Source organism: Agarivorans aestuarii (assembly GCF_019670125.1).
GTDB classification, from domain to species: domain Bacteria; phylum Pseudomonadota; class Gammaproteobacteria; order Enterobacterales; family Celerinatantimonadaceae; genus Agarivorans; species Agarivorans aestuarii.
The window spans coordinates 4,111,782-4,128,434 of sequence record NZ_AP023033.1 but is presented as its reverse complement, the minus strand read 5'-3'; the positions used below and the strand labels follow the sequence as shown (position 1 = coordinate 4,128,434).

Here is a 16,653-nt window from a genome sequence, read left to right as displayed (position 1 = left end):
TATTACTTTACCGCTTAAATGTATTTAGCATGCGAACTCTTAGGTGAAGAGCCTCTGCACTGAGCCTTATATAAGGGTGACTTTTGTTCAAAATCTGCTGATTAGGGAACAGTTCTTCATCTTGCTGATATTCTTCATCACTTAGTTTTACGGCCTCTAGGTTAGGTGTAGCAAACCATATATCTTGGGCATTTTTTGCTGCGACCTCAGGCTGATTTAAGTATTCAATAAAAGCGATTGTAGCCGTGCTGATCTCATGGCTGCTAGGTGCGGCAAGACACTCACCCCATAGCAGGCTACCTTCTTTGGGGACGGTATATTTCCAGTCTTGTTGCTGAGTGACTTCTTTCAGCGAAAACAGGTCTCCAGAGTAACCAAAGGATAAGCCCATTTGGCTGTTGGTGCCATGTCGTTCCGCATAGGCTAAGCCATACTCGGATGCGAGAAGATGCGGTTGCTGCTGCTGCATTAGAGCAAAAGCGGCTTTTAAATCATCAATTTGTTCACTAAAAGGGTACTTTTTAGCCGCTAACAGGGCTGAACCAATCGCATCATGGAGATCTAGGTACATGACCGTTTTGCCTTGAAACTCTGGGGCGGGTTTGAATAGTTCTGCCCAAGATTGCGGAGGGGCCTTTGTTAGCGATGAGCGATAGAGTATGCCGGTTGTACCCCAGGAATAAGGAATACCGTATTCACCGCAGGCTTCTAACCAGCGTTTATCGTAGTTATCGCTTTGAAGGTGAGCGGGTATTTTTCTGAATAAGCCTTGCTCTGCAATAATCTGCAAGCTAATGCTATCGAGTACCACTAAGTCAAGGCTTCTGCCGCGCTCACTGGTGATGACTGTATCGCGTATGTCTTCATCGTCATAAGTGATGTAGTTGACGCTATGCCCTGTAGCTTGAGTGAAATCATCAATGACGTCTTGGCTTAAGTAATTAATCCAATTGTAGATAGTGATGTCTTCAGCTTTGCTGCTTGCACTAAAGCACAATGAAATGGTTATTAGCTTAAGTGTATGCAGATTCATAGGCAGTCCTTGCTCGGAAAAAGTCAGTAATTCAGGTAACTCTAATATGCAGTATAACCTTTTTACTACTAAGGCCTTAGTGAAAATAGCAGAGTGTTTGACTTACACATAATTTATAGCGAACTGTACCGCCCTTGTGTGCGTGACTTCACTGATTATGCAATGAATTGGCCGCGGGACCTCCGCCGTTGAACGGGCTCGCTATAACTGCCACAATAGTAGGCCTACCAACATCAGATTAACGCCCAGGTAGTCTCGTTTGTTCATGTATTGTGATGCGAGGCTTGTGCCCGCTATGCAGTGGCTGAGAAAAATACAATTGCCATAGAGAACCAAGGCATCACTGCGCCTACCGAAGCGGCGGCTTGATCAGAGACTTGGCTAAGGAATAGCGCGTCAAATACCGGTACCGACATATTCAGCATGAATTCGCCAAAAATAGGCAAGGCCATTCCAAACAGGCCTTTTTGTAGGGTTTTACTCTGGGTAGTAGACGACATGCTGACCACAAACTAGCAAGAAATTGCGCTTATACTAGGCACTTCCTAGTAACTAAGCCTTTATGCAAATCAACTTTATATTTATGAAAGTTAATTTAGTTGGCTGGCCCACTGCCATATCACCACTAGCAGCAAAAATAAGGTGGTTGATTGCCAAAAACGCACCGGATTACGCTCGATTAAGGGTTTGGCTTGATAGCTGGCTTTAAGTTTGGGATTGGCATGTTGTAAGTCATGAATAAGCTCCGACAAGCTCTGATAACGCTGCTGCGGTTTAGGGTGGCAGCCTTGCTCTAAGGCAGCGTCTAACCAGTCGGGCATGTCATTGCGGAAATGCTGAATGTTTTGATAATGCCAGTCGCTGTAATTTCGCTGAGCAATTTGCTCTCGGCTGGCTTGTTTGTAGGGCAACTTGCCTGAGAGCATTTCGTAGGCAATCACCGCAAACGAGAAAATGTCGCTACGATGGCGACCCGTTTCACCCACTAAATACTCTGGTGCGATGTATTGTACCGAGCCAACCGGTGTGGTGTTTTTCTCATCTTGCTCAAGTTGTTCGGCCGATTGCACTGTGCCAAAGTCGACCAGTTTAAGTTGGTCGTCGGCGGTGATAATAATGTTCTCGGGTTTAAGATCGCGGTGCACCATTTCGTAACGGCGTAAGGCCCGCAAGGCTTTAGCCAGTTTTTGCAGCATGCGCACAACTTGCTGAATCGGTGGGTGAGGGTGTTTATCCATCCATTGGCGAAGGGTAATGCCTGGAACGTATTCGGCGATTAAGTAACGAAAGCGGCGAGTACCAATAGGCTCGAAGGTGCGCATTATATAAGGATTACTTACTACGCGGCCAACCCACTCTTCACGGGCAAAGCCGGCAAAGTATTCTTGGTCGTCGGCCATACTGGCATCGGGCGCTTTAAGAATACGTACTCGACCATTGCTATTACCTTGTTGATCTAGCTCTTCGACTAAATACACATGACTACGCGGGCTGGTATGAAGGATCTCACTAACGCGGTATTGGTCGATTTTATTGCCAACCGACATTACCGGTGGAATAGGCAAGTGCAGCAGCTGTGCGCGGCTTTCATCTAGCTCGGCTTCAGGCACGTTATCAACGTTAACTAGCATGGCGCTAATATTGTCGTCGCTGCCTGCTAATTCCGCAGCATTAACAATGGCAGTGGCTTGTTCTTCTAGGCTTGAAAACTTAGCTTGTAGTAGCTTAACCAGTTGTTGTTCACTTAACGCATCGTGCACACCATCACTGGTTAACATGAAGATATCGCCAGTCTCTACGGTACGAGTGGAATAATCTAACTCGAGGCTAGAGTCCACACCCATAGCACGAGTGAGGTGGTTTTTTTGTTTACCGCGAATTTGTACATGGTCACGGGTTAGCTGGCGTAGTTTGCCCGCGCGAAAGCGATAGATGCGGCTGTCACCCACATGAAAAAGGTGGGCGACTCGCGATTTAATAATTAGTGTTGATAGGGTACAGGCGTAAGAGCCAGTTTGTTTACCTTGTTGGAATAGCCAATTGTTCAGCGATTTGGCGACTTGAGCGGTAGATTTGTTTACCGACCAGCTTTCTGGGGTTGCGTAGTAGTCTTCAACAAATTGGGTAACCGAGATTTGGGCGGCCATTTTGGCATGTTCTGCACTGCTTAAACCGTCGGCCAGTACTGCTACAACACCTTTGTAGTATCGGGTCCAAGGCTCTGGGATTTTAGCTACACATGCATCTTGGTTTTCTGGTTTAGGACCAGGAATGGAGGCGCCTCCGAAAGACGCCTCCAACTTGTTGCTAGCTTCAGAGGATGCTTTTTCGCTGTTACTAACTCGGTTACTGCTGGCTGGGGTGGCCACTGCAGCTTGTTGTTCTTCTAACACTAAGATCGCTTCCTTGAGGTAAGCAGCGTGGCCAATTAAGGCGCACGCCGCTATACGGGGCTGGCTTAGCTAACATTGATTAGCGTTACTTCGCCATCTGGGCCTACTTCAGCAATAGTGCCCTTCGGCTCTTCTAGAAGCAATAAGGCGATAAAACCTAACACCGCAGTGGCACCAATTACGTAGAAGAAGGCTTGGTAGCTTACTAGGCTTAACACGGTTAAGTAGAATACTGCGCCCACGTTACCGTATGCACCTGTCATACCGGCAATTTGACCGGTTAAGCGACGCTTAATTAGCGGTACCGCGGCAAATACAGCGCCTTCACCAGCTTGTACAAAGAATGAACATGCCATTGCCATTGCTACTGCTAGAAATAGTGGCCAAGTTCCGTCAATTTGGCCCATGCCAAAGTAGCCTAGGGCTAAACCAGCTGTTAATACCAATAGGGTTTTCTTACGGCCAAATCGATCCGAAATCCAACCGCCACCTGGGCGAGAGGCTAAGTTCATAAAGGCATAAGCAGAGGCGAGTAAACCCGCGTAAACCATATCTAGTTCGAATACTTCGCTAAAGAACAATGGCAACATAGAGACTACTGCTAGCTCTGAACCAAAGGTTGCGAAGTACAATACGTTTAATACTGCTACTTGCTTGAATTTGTATTGTTCAATTTCTGGAACTGGCTTAACAAAGATGTTTTTGTTTACTTGGTAAGTTTTCCAAAAATCCAGAACGTATAAGGCTACTAGGCCTGCGTAACAAGCGTATACCACTTCTTGGCTTAGCATTTTTACGCCAGCTGGAGACAGTTTCCATGCTAACAAAGCAAGGGTGGCATACATTGGAACCTTCATAATTAGCAGTAATACAAAGTCACCTTTGGTGGTTACTTCCATTGCGCCAACATTTTTTGGCTTAAAGTAGGTAGAGCCTTTAGGCGTGTCGCTTACGTTTTTGTAGTAAATAACACTGAACACTAAGCTGATTAAACCGGTAAGGCCAACTGCGTAACGCCAGCCGTCTTCACCACCAAATACAATGGCTAGTGTAGGCAATAACATTGCCGCAGCTGCGCTACCAAAGTTACCCCAACCGCCGTAAATGCCTTCTGCAGTACCTAACTCTTTAGCTGGGAACCACTCCGATACCATACGAATACCCACTACAAAACCTGCGCCAATAAAGCCCAATAAGAAACGAGCGATAGCGGCTTGCTCAAAGCTATTAGCAAAGGCAAACATAAAACATGGGATTGAACATACTGCCAATAGGGTTGAATAGGTTAGGCGCGGACCAAAACGGTCGGTGAACATACCAATAACAATTCGCGCAGGAATGGTTAAGGCTACGTTTAGAATAAGTAGGGTTTTGATTTGGCTAGACGTTAAGCCTAAACTAGCTGCGATGCTACCCATTAATGGCGCGTGGTTAAACCACACCAAAAAGGTAATGAAAAAAGCCATCCAGCTCATGTGAAGTATCTTCATTTTTCCGCTAAAGGAAAAAAGGTTAAATCTCTCTGCACTCATCATCATATCTCTAAAAAAGTAAAAGCGGTTCCTACCACGCCGCCGTAACGGCGTGGTTTAGTATTATTTTTATTAAGTTTTTTTATTAAGCGGCGACTTTGATGCTGTCACCTTCCACCTTCACTTGGAAGGTAGGAATAGTGACGCTGTCGTCGTCTAGGCATTGGCCGGTTTTTAAACTAAAGCGTTGCTTGTAAAGAGGGGATGCCACCATTAGCTCGCCTTTGAAATCTCCAATTAGGCCGCGGGACAACATGTTTACTTTGCCAAATGGGCAGTAGTTACTTATGGCGAATATTTGGTCACTAATTCCTTCCCAGAAAATGGCGATTTGTTTGCCTTTAACTAAGGCACAAACACCGGTTCCTGGGCTAAGCTGCGATTTGCGACAAACTTCGGTCCAAGTTTCTGTAGCTAATTCACTCATCATCACTCTCCTTGTTATGGTGCTTCTACAATTTCGATGGTTTGAATACGTTCTTCTTCGGTAGCTGGGCGACGTTGGCCACGCTCACGAACATATTGCAGGTTGTTGTCTGGCTCGTCGGCGTTGATAAACTGGCTGAAGCGCTGCAGTTTCTTCTCGTCATTAATCGTAGATTTCCACTCACACTGGTAGCTTTCTACTACGTGATTCATGTTTGCTTCGAGTTCTTCACAAATGTTGAGTTTGTCGTCGATAACCACTTCTTTTAGGTAATCTAGGCCGCCTTCAAGGTTTTCTAACCATACCGAGGTACGCTGTAAGCGGTCGGCAGTACGTACGTAGAACATCAATACGCGGTCGATGTAGCGCATTAGGGTTACGTCGTCTAAATCGGTAGCGAATAAGTCGGCGTGTCGAGGGCGCATACCACCATTACCACAAACATACAGACCCCAACCGCCCTCAGTTGCAATAACACCAATATCCTTGCTCTGTGCCTCAGCGCACTCACGAGTACACCCTGACACACCAAACTTAATTTTGTGTGGGGCGCGTAGGCCCTTGTAACGGTTTTCTAGCAGGATCGCCATGCCAACACTGTCTTGCACGCCGTAACGGCACCAGGTTGAACCAACACAAGACTTAACGGTACGTAATGCTTTACCGTAGGCGTGGCCCGTTTCAAATCCAGCATCAATTAATTTGCCCCAAATCTTCGGCAGTTCGTGCAGTTGCGCACCAAATAAATCAACTCGCTGGCCACCGGTAATTTTGGTGTATAGGTCGAACTCTTTGGCGACTTCACCAATGGCAATTAACTTGTCTGGAGTAATTTCACCGCCAGCTACTCGAGGTACTACCGAGTAGGTGCCGTCTTTTTGCATGTTGCCTAGGAAGATGTCGTTGGTATCTTGTAGGGCAATATGGTCATCGGTAAGAACGTAGTCGTTCCAGAAGGTAGCTAAAATTGAACCCACTGCTGGTTTACAAATTTCACAGCCGTGTCCAGTTCCGTACTCTTTAAGCAACTGCTCAAAGGTTTTGATTTTCTTAACGCGTACAATGTCGGCTAGCTCGGCACGTGAGTAAGCAAAGTGCTCACAAATGTCGTTGCTAACTTCAACGCCTAGGTTTTCTAGTTCTGCGTTCATCACTTGAACGGCTAATGCGCTACAACCGCCACAACCGGTTGCGGCACCTGTAGTGGCTTTAATATCAGCCATGCTGGTTGCGCCGTCGCGTACTGCTTGGCAAATTTGCCCTTTGGTTACGTCGAAACATGAACAAATTTGTGCGCTGTCTGGCAGTGAATCAACACCCATCGCCGAAGCTGCACCTTCTTCTGATGAAGGTACCAGTAAGTATTCTGGTGCTACTGGCAGTGGCATGTCGTTTAAGAACAATTGTAACCAGTTGCCGTAATCGTCGGCATCACCTACCAATACTGCGCCTAACAAACGGTCGCCAGCGGCGTTGGTAACAACTTTTTTGTACACTTGACGGGCTTCGTCGCTCAAGCTGTAACTTAAAGCGCCTTCGGTGTTAGCGTGCGCGTCACCAATACTGGCTACGTCTACACCCATCAACTTAAGCTTGGTGCTCATGTCGGCACCGGCAAATTCTTTTGCTTGCTCACCGGCGATATGGTCGACCGTTACTTTTGCCATGCTGTAACCAGGGGCTACTAGGCCAAAAATTTTGCCTTCCCATAAGGCACATTCACCAATCGCGTAAATGTCTGGGTTAGATGTTTGACATTGATTGTTAATCACTATACCGCCGCGAGGACCAAGCTCTAGGCCGGTTTCGCGTGCTAACTGATCTTGAGGGCGAATACCTGCAGAGAACAAAATCATGTCGGTATCTAAACTGCTGCCGTCCGCAAAGTTCATGCGGTAGCGAGTGTTTTCACCTGCCACAATTTCTTTGGTATTTTTCTCGGTATGAACTTGTACGCCAAGTTCTTCAATTTTAGTGCGAAGAATTGCGCCGCCACCGTCACACACTTGCACTGCCATTAGGCGAGGTGCAAATTCTACAACGTGAGTTTCCATACCAAGGTCTTTAAGTGCTTTAGCGGCTTCTAAGCCAAGTAAACCACCACCTACAACTACACCTACTTTTGAGTTTTCGCCTGACTTAGTCATGGCTTCTAAATCTTCAATGGTGCGGTATACCAAGATATTTTCTTGTGCCGCTTGATCGTCTGGACGAGGAATTGGCGGAACAAATGGGTAAGAACCGGTAGCTAGCACCAGTTTGTCGTAGCTTTCGCGACGGCCACTAGCGGTAACTACAATCTTTTCTTCAGGCAATACTTCAACAACTTTGTCGTTTACAAAGTATTGAACGCCATGTTCGTCATAGTATTCAGGAGAGGTCATCATTAAGTCGTCTGCGGTTTTACCCGAGAAGTAACTTGATAATTGCACGCGGTCGTATGCTAAGCGCGACTCTTCACTAAAAGTGGTTACCTGAACTTGGCCTAACTTGTCTTGCTGTATCAATTGGTCAATGAAGTGGTGACCAACCATGCCGTTACCAACAACGATGATACGTTCCATGTACTCTCTCCTATGCGCTTAGAGCGGCGCTATTTTCTAATTCAAATTGGTTCTGGTTCGCGTCTAACTTACTTAGCCAGTTGAGTTGCTCGCGCAGTGATACCACTTCACCGATTACAATTAATGTAGGGGATTGCAATTGGTGTTCACTGGCGAGCGTAGGTAACTGGTCTAATTGGCCGGTAACAACGCGTTGATCGCTTTGGCAGCCTTTTTCTATTAATGCGGCTGGTGTCTTTGCACTCTTTCCAAAACGTTGTAGCTGTTGGCTGATTTCAGGCAAGCTGCTCAGCCCCATGTAAAACACTAAGGTGTGGTCGAGTTGCGCCAATTGGGCCCAATCGATATCTAATTTGCCATCTTGTTTGTGGCCAGTAATAAAGCTACATCCAGTGGCTAAGCCACGGTGAGTAAGCGGAATACCCGCGTAGCTAGTACAGCCAGATGCAGCAGTAATACCAGGAATAACCCGAGCTGAAACGTCATGTTCATGTAATACACAGAGTTCTTCACTGCCGCGACCAAATACAAATGGGTCTCCACCTTTAAGGCGACAAATGCGTAAACCTTGTTTAGCTTTGTCTACCATATAGAGGTTAAGTTGTTCTTGCGGGATGCAGTGATTGGCTTTGGCTTTACCTACGTAAATAGCTTTAGTGTTGCTAGGAATAAGCGCTAAGATTTCTTCGCTTACTAGGCGGTCATATAACACTAGGTCTGCTTGTTCTATGCTGCGTAGGGCCTTTAAGGTGAGCAGCTCTGGATCGCCAGGGCCAGCACCCACTAAGTCAACCATGCCTGTTTCAATAGGCTGCTTTTGACTCGTTTTAGGATGTTGGCTAATTCTTTGTATGCTCATATCACTGTCTCGCAATTACTTATGCCAGCTATGACGCAATCATGGTGCCAGTAGCAAAAAAAACACTAAAACTTGATTAAAATCATTTTTTATCAACGAGTTAGAGGTTTTTGAAATTTTTGTTGAGCTTCAACTGTCTATACTCCTTAAGGGATAACTTGCACCTATTTGGTAAAATTGCGCACCTAGAAAGTGCTTAAAAATGTGAACTATCTCTGATTTAATGCGTCATATATCTGGAAACAAGTGAGACTGCGCAAAGCCGCGCAGCCTGCTATGTAGGGGGTTAGATCTTGCTAATTGGCTATGGTAGACTCGTTGACCGAGTAATATTTAGAGGTTGAAATGGATCAAGTAAATGCATCTATGGCGCTAGTCCCGCAAGGGAGCATTGAAGCCTACATTCAATCAGTTAATCGCGCTGATATGCTTACGCCTGAGCGTGAGAAAGAGCTTGCTACTCGTTTATTTGACGAGGGTGATTTAACAGCAGCTCGCGAATTAGTTATGTCGCACCTACGTTTTGTAGTGCATGTAGCTAAAAATTATGCAGGTTATGGCTTGCCTCAAGCCGATTTAATTCAAGAGGGCAACGTAGGCTTAATGAAAGCCGTAAAACGTTTTGACCCTAAAGTGGGTGTTCGTTTGGTATCTTTCGCTGTGCATTGGATTAAAGCGGAGATTCATGAATACGTATTGCGTAATTGGCGCATGGTTAAAATTGCTACTACTAAAGCGCAACGTAAGTTGTTCTTTAATCTTCGTAAATCTAAAAAGCGTTTAGGCTGGTTTAGTAATGACGAAGTAAATATGGTGGCTGAGAATCTTGGGGTAACTACTAAAGACGTATTGGAAATGGAATCTCGTATGAGTGCCCAAGACCAAGCCTTTGATTTAGCCGCCGACGACGATGAACGCGAAGGTAGCTTTGCGCCTATCCAATACTTGGAAGACAAGTCTTCGGATGTGGCTCAGTTTGTTGAAAAAGAAAACTGGGAAGTGGCAGCTTCTAATCGTTTACGTGCTGCTTTAAATACCTTAGACGATCGTAATGCTCATATTGTGCAACGTCGTTGGTTAGATGAAGACAAGGCAACCTTGCAAGAATTAGCTGACCAGTACCAAGTTTCTGCAGAGCGAATTAGGCAACTAGAAAAAAATGCCATGAAGAAGCTCAAAGCAGCTATGGAATAAAAACTTATTAAAAACCTCGCCTAGCGAGGTTTTTTTATATTCAAATCTGCCGCTTTCCTGTGTTAAATTTGCACAAACTTTCTAAAACTTGGTCTGACATGGACGGTCCATTCGAACTTTCTAAAGTTAATTTTGTTATTGATGGTGATGGCCGCAAAACCGCAGCAATTTTACCCATAGAGCTGTATCAGCAGTTATTGTCTTTACGTGAGTTAGTGGTTGAGAGCAGCCAGCACACTATATCTGCGGAGTATTCCTTCAGCGTTAAGCAAGCAGTTGCGCATGGTTACCCAACTGGCGCTAAAAACAAACCTGGCTTTATGGTAGTAAAAGGTTCAACCGCCAATGGTGGTGGCGCTGAGTCACTACGTCCTGCGGTATTAGCTCTTCGCGATCAGCTACTTGAAGATACCGTGTTGTGTCGTCAAGGTGAAGGTTACGAGTTTATGCGCGATTATCAATTTTCTAGCCCCAGCTCCGCCGCTTGCTTAATCGCTGGCAATGCCCGTAGTGGTTTAGATGCGTGGCTAGATAAATGGGGACGCAGCCTTAAAGACCGCGGGTATGGCAAAAAGCGTTAAGGTTTGTGACCTAAGCAAATAGAAAAAAGAGCGCCTAAGCGCTCTTTTGTTTTTTACATGGGACTTAGGCCAGCAGCTCTAAAGGCTCGACCGTATCAATGCCAAGGGCTTCGCCCACTTCGGCGCAAGTTAGTTTGCCATGCATTACGTTTAAGCCATTGCGCAAGTGTTCATCATCTAGCAGTGCTTGTTTATATCCTTTGTTAGCTAGGGTGATGATGTAAGGCAAGGTAGCGTTATTAAGCGCCATGGTAGAGGTTCTTGCCACGCCACCCGGCATGTTAGCAACGCAGTAATGCACCACTTCATCAACAATGTAGATAGGATCTTGATGGGTAGTAGCCTTTGAGGTCTCGGCACAACCACCTTGGTCGATGGCAACATCAACAATAGCGCTGCCAGCCTTCATGCGTTTAACCAAATCCTTAGTGATAAGCTTGGGCGCAGCAGCGCCTGGCAACAATACCCCACCAATTACCAAATCAGCCTCTAATACATGCTGCTCAATACTGCTGGTCGTTGAGTAAACCGTTTTAAGCTGGCCATGGTATTCAGCATCAACACTGCGAAGTACATCAATGCTGCGATCGAGTATGGTGACATCTGCACCCATGCCTACCGCCATTTGTGCCGCGTTACGTCCCACCATGCCACCGCCAATTACGGTAACTTTGGCTGGTTCTACCCCTGGTACGCCGCCAAGCAATACCCCGCGACCGCCTTTAGATTTTTCTAAGGCGAGGGCGCCTGCCTGAATCGCCATACGACCCGCAACCTCAGACATCGGAGCTAGTAAAGGAAGGCCGCCACGTGGGCTGGTTACTGTCTCATAAGCCACACAAACTGCGCCCGATTTTATTAGGTCGTGAGTTTGTTCTGGGTCGGGGGCGAGGTGTAGGTAAGTAAATAGCAATTGGTCTTCACGCAGCATGGCGCGCTCGACCGCCTGCGGTTCTTTAACCTTGACTATCATTTCGGCTGCGGAAAATACTTCCGCTGCGCTACTAGATATATTCGCGCCAACCGCTTGGTAATCAGCATCAGAGAAGCCAATACCTGCGCCAGCCTGAGTTTCAACAATGACTTGATGGCCATGTTGAATTAACTCATTCACACTGGCGGGTGTCATTCCCACACGATATTCGTGATTTTTTATTTCCTTAGGTACACCAATCAGCATAGCGATTAACTCCTTTATTTATATATGTGTTGGTCATATATGCCGCTCTAATTATTAACATATAGTTAAATGCGCTGATAATGCAATTGTTTTTTGGTGTAACCGTCTGTGTTGTTTTTGGCTTTTCGGTAGGATATGTTGTGCCCTTGTTAAAGGATAAAACAAAGTTATGGGAAAACCGCAAATCATGCAGCAAAATATTCTGAATCAGGTACTAAACGATATCGATCAATTTAACTTAAATGACCCAAATAAGGAGATAGATGAGTTAGGAACCGAGCATGCCAAAGAATTTTTGTACGGTAAGCGCATGTCTAATTGCTTACATGATTTTATGTTAGCGCCTCCTGCAGAGCTGCAAATTGCCGCTCGTGCTCAGCATATTGGCCGCTGGTTATCGTTACGTAGTGATTACCCAGAAGGCAGAGCCGGTTACTTAAAATGGCGCAGCGATTTAGGTAAAAAGCATGCTGAGTTGTGCGCAGAAATAATGCGTAAGCACAATTTAGATGAAACCCTCATCGATGCTACTGCCAGTTTATTACGCAAAGAAAAGCTAAAACGAAATCCGCTTACTCAAGCCCTTGAAGATGTTATTTGTTTAGTGTTCTTAAAGTACTACTTTGTTGAATTTGCTAATAAACATGCTCAAGAGAAGGTGATTAGCATTGTGCAAAAAACCTGGGCAAAAATGTCTGAAGAAGGCCAGCAAGCAGCACTTGCACTAGATTTGTCTGACGAAGCTCTAAGCTTGGTAAAGCAGGCCTTAGCTTAGCTTTTCAAGCTGAATAAAACATAATCTTGTGCTAGTATTCGTCACGATTTTTAGTTGATTAGGCGTATCTGATGAGAAGAGATCTGGCATTTCGTTTTTCCCGCGTGACCGAAGCCGCAGCTTTAGCTGGTTACAAGTGGTTGGGGCGTGGGGATAAAAATATTGCTGATAACGCAGCTGTTGAAGCCATGCGTATCATGCTCAATGACATCGACATTGATGGCGAAGTGGTTATTGGCGAAGGCGAGATTGATGATGCACCGATGCTTTACATTGGCGAGCATGTTGGTACCGGTGGCGAAGGTGTAGATATTGCGGTAGATCCTATTGAAGGCACCCGCATGACCGCAATGGGTCAAAACAATGCTGTTGCCGTGCTTGCTGTAGGCGAAAAAGGCGCATTCTTACGTGCACCAGATATGTACATGGAAAAGTTGGTAGTTGGACCGGAAGCCAAAGGTTGCATAGATTTAAACCAACCACTTGAGCACAACATTAAAATGGTTGCGTCGGTCTTGGGCAAAGAGCTGAGCGATATGACAGTGATTACCTTGGCTAAGCCTCGTCATGACCAAGTGATTGCTGAGATGCAAAAGCTAGGTGTTCGAGTCTTTGCGATTCCTGATGGGGATGTAGCTGCATCGATTTTATCGTGTATGCCACTTAGCGAAGTTGACATGATGTACTGTGTGGGTGGCGCGCCAGAAGGTGTGATTTCTGCGGCGGTGATTCGTGCTTTAGGTGGTGATATGCAAGGCCGTTTAATTCCACGTCACCAAGTAAAAGAAGATACCCCAGAGAATCGCGCAATTGGCGAAGAAGAGATTCGTCGCTGTGAAGCCGAAGATATTCAAGTAAACAGCGTATTGCAGTTGAATGACTTAGCCAAAAACGACAACGTTATCTTCTCGGCAACCGGTATTACCAAAGGTGATTTACTGGAAGGTATTAACCGACAGGGTAATATTGCCACCACAGAAACGCTGTTGGTTCGTGGTAAAACGCGTACTATTCGTAAAATCCAATCAACCCATTATTTAGATCGTAAAAACGACGATTTGAAGTCGATTATTTTATAGTAAGTGTTTGAGTGGATTAACTAAAAACCAGAGCCATGGCTCTGGTTTTTTTATAGCTGAAAGGTGAACTGGTTGTTTAAGCCAAGATGCTGATAAAAGCCCAGTACGCCTGGGTCGTTGCTGTGCGGAAAAGTGAGTTGGCTTAGATCTGTTTGGGCAGCTAACTGCAGAAGCTGCTGGAACATAAACAAACCTATGCCGCGGCGCTGAGTAATATCTCGCACTTGAAAGCGCTGCACGATTAGCTGCTGCTTATTACTACTTACAACACAATATGCAACCACACGCTGATTAAAAATACAGCTGTAGAGCTGAGCTGATTTCTGCCACTCTTGCCACTGCGAAGGCCCAAGGTTACAGGATATTTTGGATAAATCACTAGCGTACTGTTGCCAGTTTTCAATAGCTTGAAAAGATAAACGCATAAAACCTTTTAACTGTATAAATTAAGAAACTTGTGAGAGTGGTGTATCAGTAATTTGTTCTATATCGAGGCTGTGCCAGCTTTTTAAGAAATGCTGAGCATCTTGGTGAATAAGTTTAATGGCACTTTTCAACTCTTCACTAAGGTAATCTTTGTCTTGGTTAGCTAATTGGTTAAGGGTGTAGCTTAAATCGTAAATGAGGGGACCAAGATCGAACAGATTATTGGGTTCGATATTTCGCTTATGATTAGGCTGCGCTCGGCGTTTTCGCCAAGTACTAAAAGCGACCAAAAATAAATGTAATAGCTGCTTTGATTCTCGGCAATCTAAACAGGATTGTTGCACCCACCACGGCGCACTCCCTTTTATGAAACTGACACATTCGTTAACAACATTATTTACGTATTTATCATCAACGTAGCTAGGCACTGACTGAGGTTTCATAAAGAAAGTTGCGTGATTGTTGGTGGATTTAGATTACACATTTTGTCTTCGCAAACCAACATTTTTTCAGTTGTCTAAATCAGATATTCTTAAGGGCTCTTGAGCACAGCCTTGCTGTGAACAGTTAAGTATTTGATTGTCATATAATTTGCTGTCAACTACACGTTACATAAGCGGTAGTAGGAAATATGATATCTGTCAACTATTACTGCTCTGCTTATTGTGTATACAAGGTATGTTTGCCAGAATGGCTCGCTAATATACTGATTTTTTTACTATATAGTCTCATCAATTTTTTACCTGTGGAGTGACTGGTTCGCTTTACATTATTTGCTGTGATTATTGCTGTTATGGATGATAAGCAATGCTTGGTATTTCCAAACAAGGCTATGTAGCCAAAGGCTTTACCCTGCTTGAACTGATGATCGCCGTAGCGATTCTGGTGATAGTACTGGTGATAGCTGTGCCCTCGATGCAAGGCTTGATGCAAGACAACAAGCAAAAGGTTACCCGAGATCTGTTAGCCAATAGCTTAATGGTGGCCCAACAAGAAGCGATTCGAAGCAACCTTTCTACATACGTTTGTCCCACAACTAATGGCACCAGTTGCGAAGCTGCTTGGGGCGCGAATAAGGGGTGGTTGGTTTATCTTGATACTAATCGAGATGGTATTTTAGATAGTAGCAATCCTGCCTCTCAAATTATTGCTGCCCACCCTAAGCCTCAATCTGGAGAACTGAAATATAGTTCTTCTGGAGGCACTAGTTCCTTGGTGCGCTTTTTCCCTACAGGCCACGCCACTGCTGGTGAGTTAACTGTTTGTGCACCTTCCAACGATTATGATGACCAGCGTATCAGCGTTACACGCATGGGGAGGGTTGAATATGCTTCGCCATCAACAACTTACTGCAACTAAACAGCAAGGCTTTACCTTAATTGAATTGCTGATAGCCGTGGTTATTGTTGCTATTGGTTTATTGGGGCACGCCGCTTTACAGATCCAGTCGGTGAACACCGCTCACCAAGCTCGCTTTGCCCAAACGGCTAACATTGCCATGTTGGATATTGTGCAGCGTTTTAGTGCTATGCCAGACGCAACCGTAAACAATGAGTTTAATGTAGATAACCTTGCAGATGGTGCTGCGCCAACAAGTACCAAAGACTGTAATGATGCCACTGAGACCTGCACACGCGCAGAGTTTGCCGCGTTTGAATTAAAAGACTGGTTTGTTAGCCATTCTACCTATATCCCTCAGTTACGTTTTTCAATTCAACATGCCAGCAATCTGGTTACCGTAAAAATGACCTGGGATGCCAACTTATCGGGTGCTGGGGCTGCAGACTGCACTGCAGATACCAGCGGCGCGGGTCACCAATGTAGTGAGGTTGCGGTATGGGTAAGGTAATGCACAAACAAGGCGGTTTTGGCTTAGTTGAGTTAATGATCGCCTTGGTTTTGTCACTCGTTGTGGTAGGTGGTTTATACGCTGCCTTAATCGGCGATCAAAAAAGCTATGAAGCCACTCGAGCGAGCCATTTATTGGTGAGTAAAAATCGGATGAGTATTCAAACCTTGCGTCTTTATTTGCAACAAGCAGGCTTTCGAGATTACAACCAACTCTATCAAAATACCTTATTGCCGCTAGTTTCAACGGCAGATAGCTTTGGTTTTACCTGGGATGAAGCGCAAATGGTGCAAGGTTTAAACGATCAAACCACCTTTGTCGGCGCAAAGGCCGCAACCGATGTTATTGCCTTTCGTTTCTATGGTGCAGCGGCTCCTAATGCCAGCATGTACACCTGTGATGGTTCTGAGTTGGCAGCGGATACCGTCACTACTTTAGTCTTCTTCATCTCAACGAGCGATCAATTGGTCTGCCGAGATGCTGCTGGCGACACGGTATTTGATGAAAGCATTGATAACTTGCAGGTGCTTTATGGAAGTATCGATGACTCTGATTTCAAGTACTTCACCGCAAACGACGTTGCTGATTGGAATCAAATAAACCGAGTAAAAGTAGGCTTGTTAGTTGCTCAGGAAGTGTCGATGGGTAGCTTGACTAATACTCAAAGTTACAAGGTCTTAGATAAGACCGTGTCAGTGAATGACAAAAGCATTCGCCAAGCGGTAAGTGAAACAGTGTTATTACTAAACATGGGGACCTAA

Annotated in this window: 17 protein-coding genes; 7 read left to right on the top strand and 10 right to left on the bottom strand. The window is 45.3% G+C overall.

The annotated features are described in order from the left end of the window. Nucleotides 1-7: 7 nt before the first annotated feature. From K5609_RS19125 to cobA, 7 genes are all read right to left on the bottom strand, one after another. The gene (locus K5609_RS19125) at nt 8-1,033 is read right to left on the bottom strand and encodes an ABC transporter substrate-binding protein (protein ID WP_221075011.1); all 1,026 of its coding nucleotides are present in this window, start codon (nt 1,031-1,033) and stop codon (nt 8-10) included. 293 nt (nt 1,034-1,326) lie between these two features. After that, nucleotides 1,327-1,533 carry a hypothetical protein gene (locus tag K5609_RS19120; RefSeq protein ID WP_221075010.1) on the bottom strand — a complete coding sequence of 69 codons (207 nt, stop codon included), beginning with the start codon at nt 1,531-1,533 and terminating at the stop codon, nt 1,327-1,329. 90 nt (nt 1,534-1,623) lie between these two features. Further along, nucleotides 1,624-3,426: a bifunctional protein-serine/threonine kinase/phosphatase gene (locus K5609_RS19115; RefSeq protein ID WP_221075009.1), complete on the bottom strand. Its 1,803-nt coding sequence runs from the start codon at nt 3,424-3,426 to the stop codon at nt 1,624-1,626. A gap of 65 nt (nt 3,427-3,491) precedes the next feature. Then, nucleotides 3,492-4,958: a NarK family nitrate/nitrite MFS transporter gene (locus K5609_RS19110; protein ID WP_221075008.1), complete on the bottom strand. Its 1,467-nt coding sequence runs from the start codon at nt 4,956-4,958 to the stop codon at nt 3,492-3,494. Between the two features lie 85 nt (nt 4,959-5,043). Then, nucleotides 5,044-5,388, bottom strand: coding sequence for a nitrite reductase small subunit NirD (gene nirD / locus K5609_RS19105; protein WP_221075007.1), 345 nt, complete (start codon nt 5,386-5,388; stop codon nt 5,044-5,046). An 11-nt stretch (nt 5,389-5,399) separates the two neighbouring features. Next, nucleotides 5,400-7,949, bottom strand: a complete 2,550-nt coding sequence (gene nirB, locus K5609_RS19100) for a nitrite reductase large subunit NirB (RefSeq protein WP_221075006.1) — start codon at nt 7,947-7,949, stop codon at nt 5,400-5,402. 10 nt (nt 7,950-7,959) lie between these two features. Beyond that, a complete protein-coding gene (gene cobA / locus K5609_RS19095) occupies nt 7,960-8,808 on the bottom strand; it encodes a uroporphyrinogen-III C-methyltransferase (RefSeq protein WP_246611900.1) in 849 nt (282 codons plus the stop codon). A 345-nt stretch (nt 8,809-9,153) separates the two neighbouring features. Here cobA and rpoH point away from each other — a divergent pair, with 345 nt between their 5' ends. Together rpoH and K5609_RS19085 are read left to right on the top strand one after the other, a co-directional pair. Next, a complete protein-coding gene (gene rpoH, locus K5609_RS19090; RefSeq protein WP_221075004.1) occupies nt 9,154-10,002 on the top strand; it encodes an RNA polymerase sigma factor RpoH in 849 nt (282 codons plus the stop codon). 98 nt (nt 10,003-10,100) lie between these two features. Then, nucleotides 10,101-10,583 carry a DUF4357 domain-containing protein gene (locus tag K5609_RS19085; RefSeq protein ID WP_221075003.1) on the top strand — a complete coding sequence of 161 codons (483 nt, stop codon included), beginning with the start codon at nt 10,101-10,103 and terminating at the stop codon, nt 10,581-10,583. 64 nt (nt 10,584-10,647) lie between these two features. On the opposite strand, the gene ald is transcribed toward K5609_RS19085, so the two are convergent. After that, nucleotides 10,648-11,763 (bottom strand): alanine dehydrogenase, encoded by a 1,116-nt coding sequence (ald, locus tag K5609_RS19080; RefSeq protein WP_221075002.1) that lies wholly within the window; start codon nt 11,761-11,763, stop codon nt 10,648-10,650. 169 nt (nt 11,764-11,932) lie between these two features. Between ald and K5609_RS19075 the strand changes: the two genes are divergently transcribed. Both K5609_RS19075 and glpX read left to right on the top strand, forming a co-directional pair. Next, nucleotides 11,933-12,538 carry a DUF4202 domain-containing protein gene (locus tag K5609_RS19075; protein ID WP_246611899.1) on the top strand — a complete coding sequence of 202 codons (606 nt, stop codon included), beginning with the start codon at nt 11,933-11,935 and terminating at the stop codon, nt 12,536-12,538. 71 nt (nt 12,539-12,609) lie between these two features. Further along, a complete protein-coding gene (glpX, locus tag K5609_RS19070; protein WP_016402260.1) occupies nt 12,610-13,617 on the top strand; it encodes a class II fructose-bisphosphatase in 1,008 nt (335 codons plus the stop codon). Between the two features lie 50 nt (nt 13,618-13,667). Here glpX and K5609_RS19065 read toward each other — a convergent pair whose 3' ends face one another. Further along, nucleotides 13,668-14,042 (bottom strand): acetyl-CoA sensor PanZ family protein, encoded by a 375-nt coding sequence (locus K5609_RS19065; RefSeq protein ID WP_221075001.1) that lies wholly within the window; start codon nt 14,040-14,042, stop codon nt 13,668-13,670. A 21-nt stretch (nt 14,043-14,063) separates the two neighbouring features. Next, a complete protein-coding gene (locus K5609_RS19060) occupies nt 14,064-14,486 on the bottom strand; it encodes a hypothetical protein (protein WP_221075000.1) in 423 nt (140 codons plus the stop codon). A gap of 364 nt (nt 14,487-14,850) precedes the next feature. On the opposite strand from K5609_RS19060, the gene K5609_RS19055 reads away from it, so the two are divergent. From K5609_RS19055 to K5609_RS19045, 3 genes are read left to right on the top strand one after another with little or no spacing between them, the layout of a single operon-like run. Then, on the top strand, nt 14,851-15,402 hold the full coding sequence (locus K5609_RS19055; RefSeq protein ID WP_221077315.1) for a GspH/FimT family pseudopilin: 552 nt from the start codon (nt 14,851-14,853) through the stop codon (nt 15,400-15,402). Next, complete coding sequence (gene pilV / locus K5609_RS19050) at nt 15,371-15,892, top strand: type IV pilus modification protein PilV (protein ID WP_221074999.1); 522 nt, start codon at nt 15,371-15,373, stop codon at nt 15,890-15,892. Before K5609_RS19055 ends, pilV begins: the two co-directional genes overlap by 32 nt. Then, on the top strand, nt 15,880-16,653 hold the full coding sequence (locus tag K5609_RS19045; RefSeq protein ID WP_221077314.1) for a PilW family protein: 774 nt from the start codon (nt 15,880-15,882) through the stop codon (nt 16,651-16,653). Before pilV ends, K5609_RS19045 begins: the two co-directional genes overlap by 13 nt.

Coding starts and splice junctions, on each gene's coding strand:
- K5609_RS19110 (WP_221075008.1), bottom strand. CDS start 4,958: ATGAGTGCAGAGAGATTTAACCTTTTTTCCTTTAGCGGAAAAATGAAG.
- K5609_RS19060 (WP_221075000.1), bottom strand. CDS start 14,486: ATGAAACCTCAGTCAGTGCCTAGCTACGTTGATGATAAATACGTAAAT.
- cobA (WP_246611900.1), bottom strand. CDS start 8,808: ATGAGCATACAAAGAATTAGCCAACATCCTAAAACGAGTCAAAAGCAG.
- K5609_RS19120 (WP_221075010.1), bottom strand. CDS start 1,533: ATGTCGTCTACTACCCAGAGTAAAACCCTACAAAAAGGCCTGTTTGGA.
- ald (WP_221075002.1), bottom strand. CDS start 11,763: ATGCTGATTGGTGTACCTAAGGAAATAAAAAATCACGAATATCGTGTG.
- K5609_RS19045 (WP_221077314.1), top strand. CDS start 15,880: ATGGGTAAGGTAATGCACAAACAAGGCGGTTTTGGCTTAGTTGAGTTA.
- rpoH (WP_221075004.1), top strand. CDS start 9,154: ATGGATCAAGTAAATGCATCTATGGCGCTAGTCCCGCAAGGGAGCATT.
- K5609_RS19085 (WP_221075003.1), top strand. CDS start 10,101: ATGGACGGTCCATTCGAACTTTCTAAAGTTAATTTTGTTATTGATGGT.
- nirD (WP_221075007.1), bottom strand. CDS start 5,388: ATGATGAGTGAATTAGCTACAGAAACTTGGACCGAAGTTTGTCGCAAA.
- K5609_RS19075 (WP_246611899.1), top strand. CDS start 11,933: ATGGGAAAACCGCAAATCATGCAGCAAAATATTCTGAATCAGGTACTA.
- K5609_RS19125 (WP_221075011.1), bottom strand. CDS start 1,033: ATGAATCTGCATACACTTAAGCTAATAACCATTTCATTGTGCTTTAGT.
- K5609_RS19055 (WP_221077315.1), top strand. CDS start 14,851: ATGCTTGGTATTTCCAAACAAGGCTATGTAGCCAAAGGCTTTACCCTG.
- nirB (WP_221075006.1), bottom strand. CDS start 7,949: ATGGAACGTATCATCGTTGTTGGTAACGGCATGGTTGGTCACCACTTC.
- K5609_RS19065 (WP_221075001.1), bottom strand. CDS start 14,042: ATGCGTTTATCTTTTCAAGCTATTGAAAACTGGCAACAGTACGCTAGT.
- pilV (WP_221074999.1), top strand. CDS start 15,371: ATGCTTCGCCATCAACAACTTACTGCAACTAAACAGCAAGGCTTTACC.
- glpX (WP_016402260.1), top strand. CDS start 12,610: ATGAGAAGAGATCTGGCATTTCGTTTTTCCCGCGTGACCGAAGCCGCA.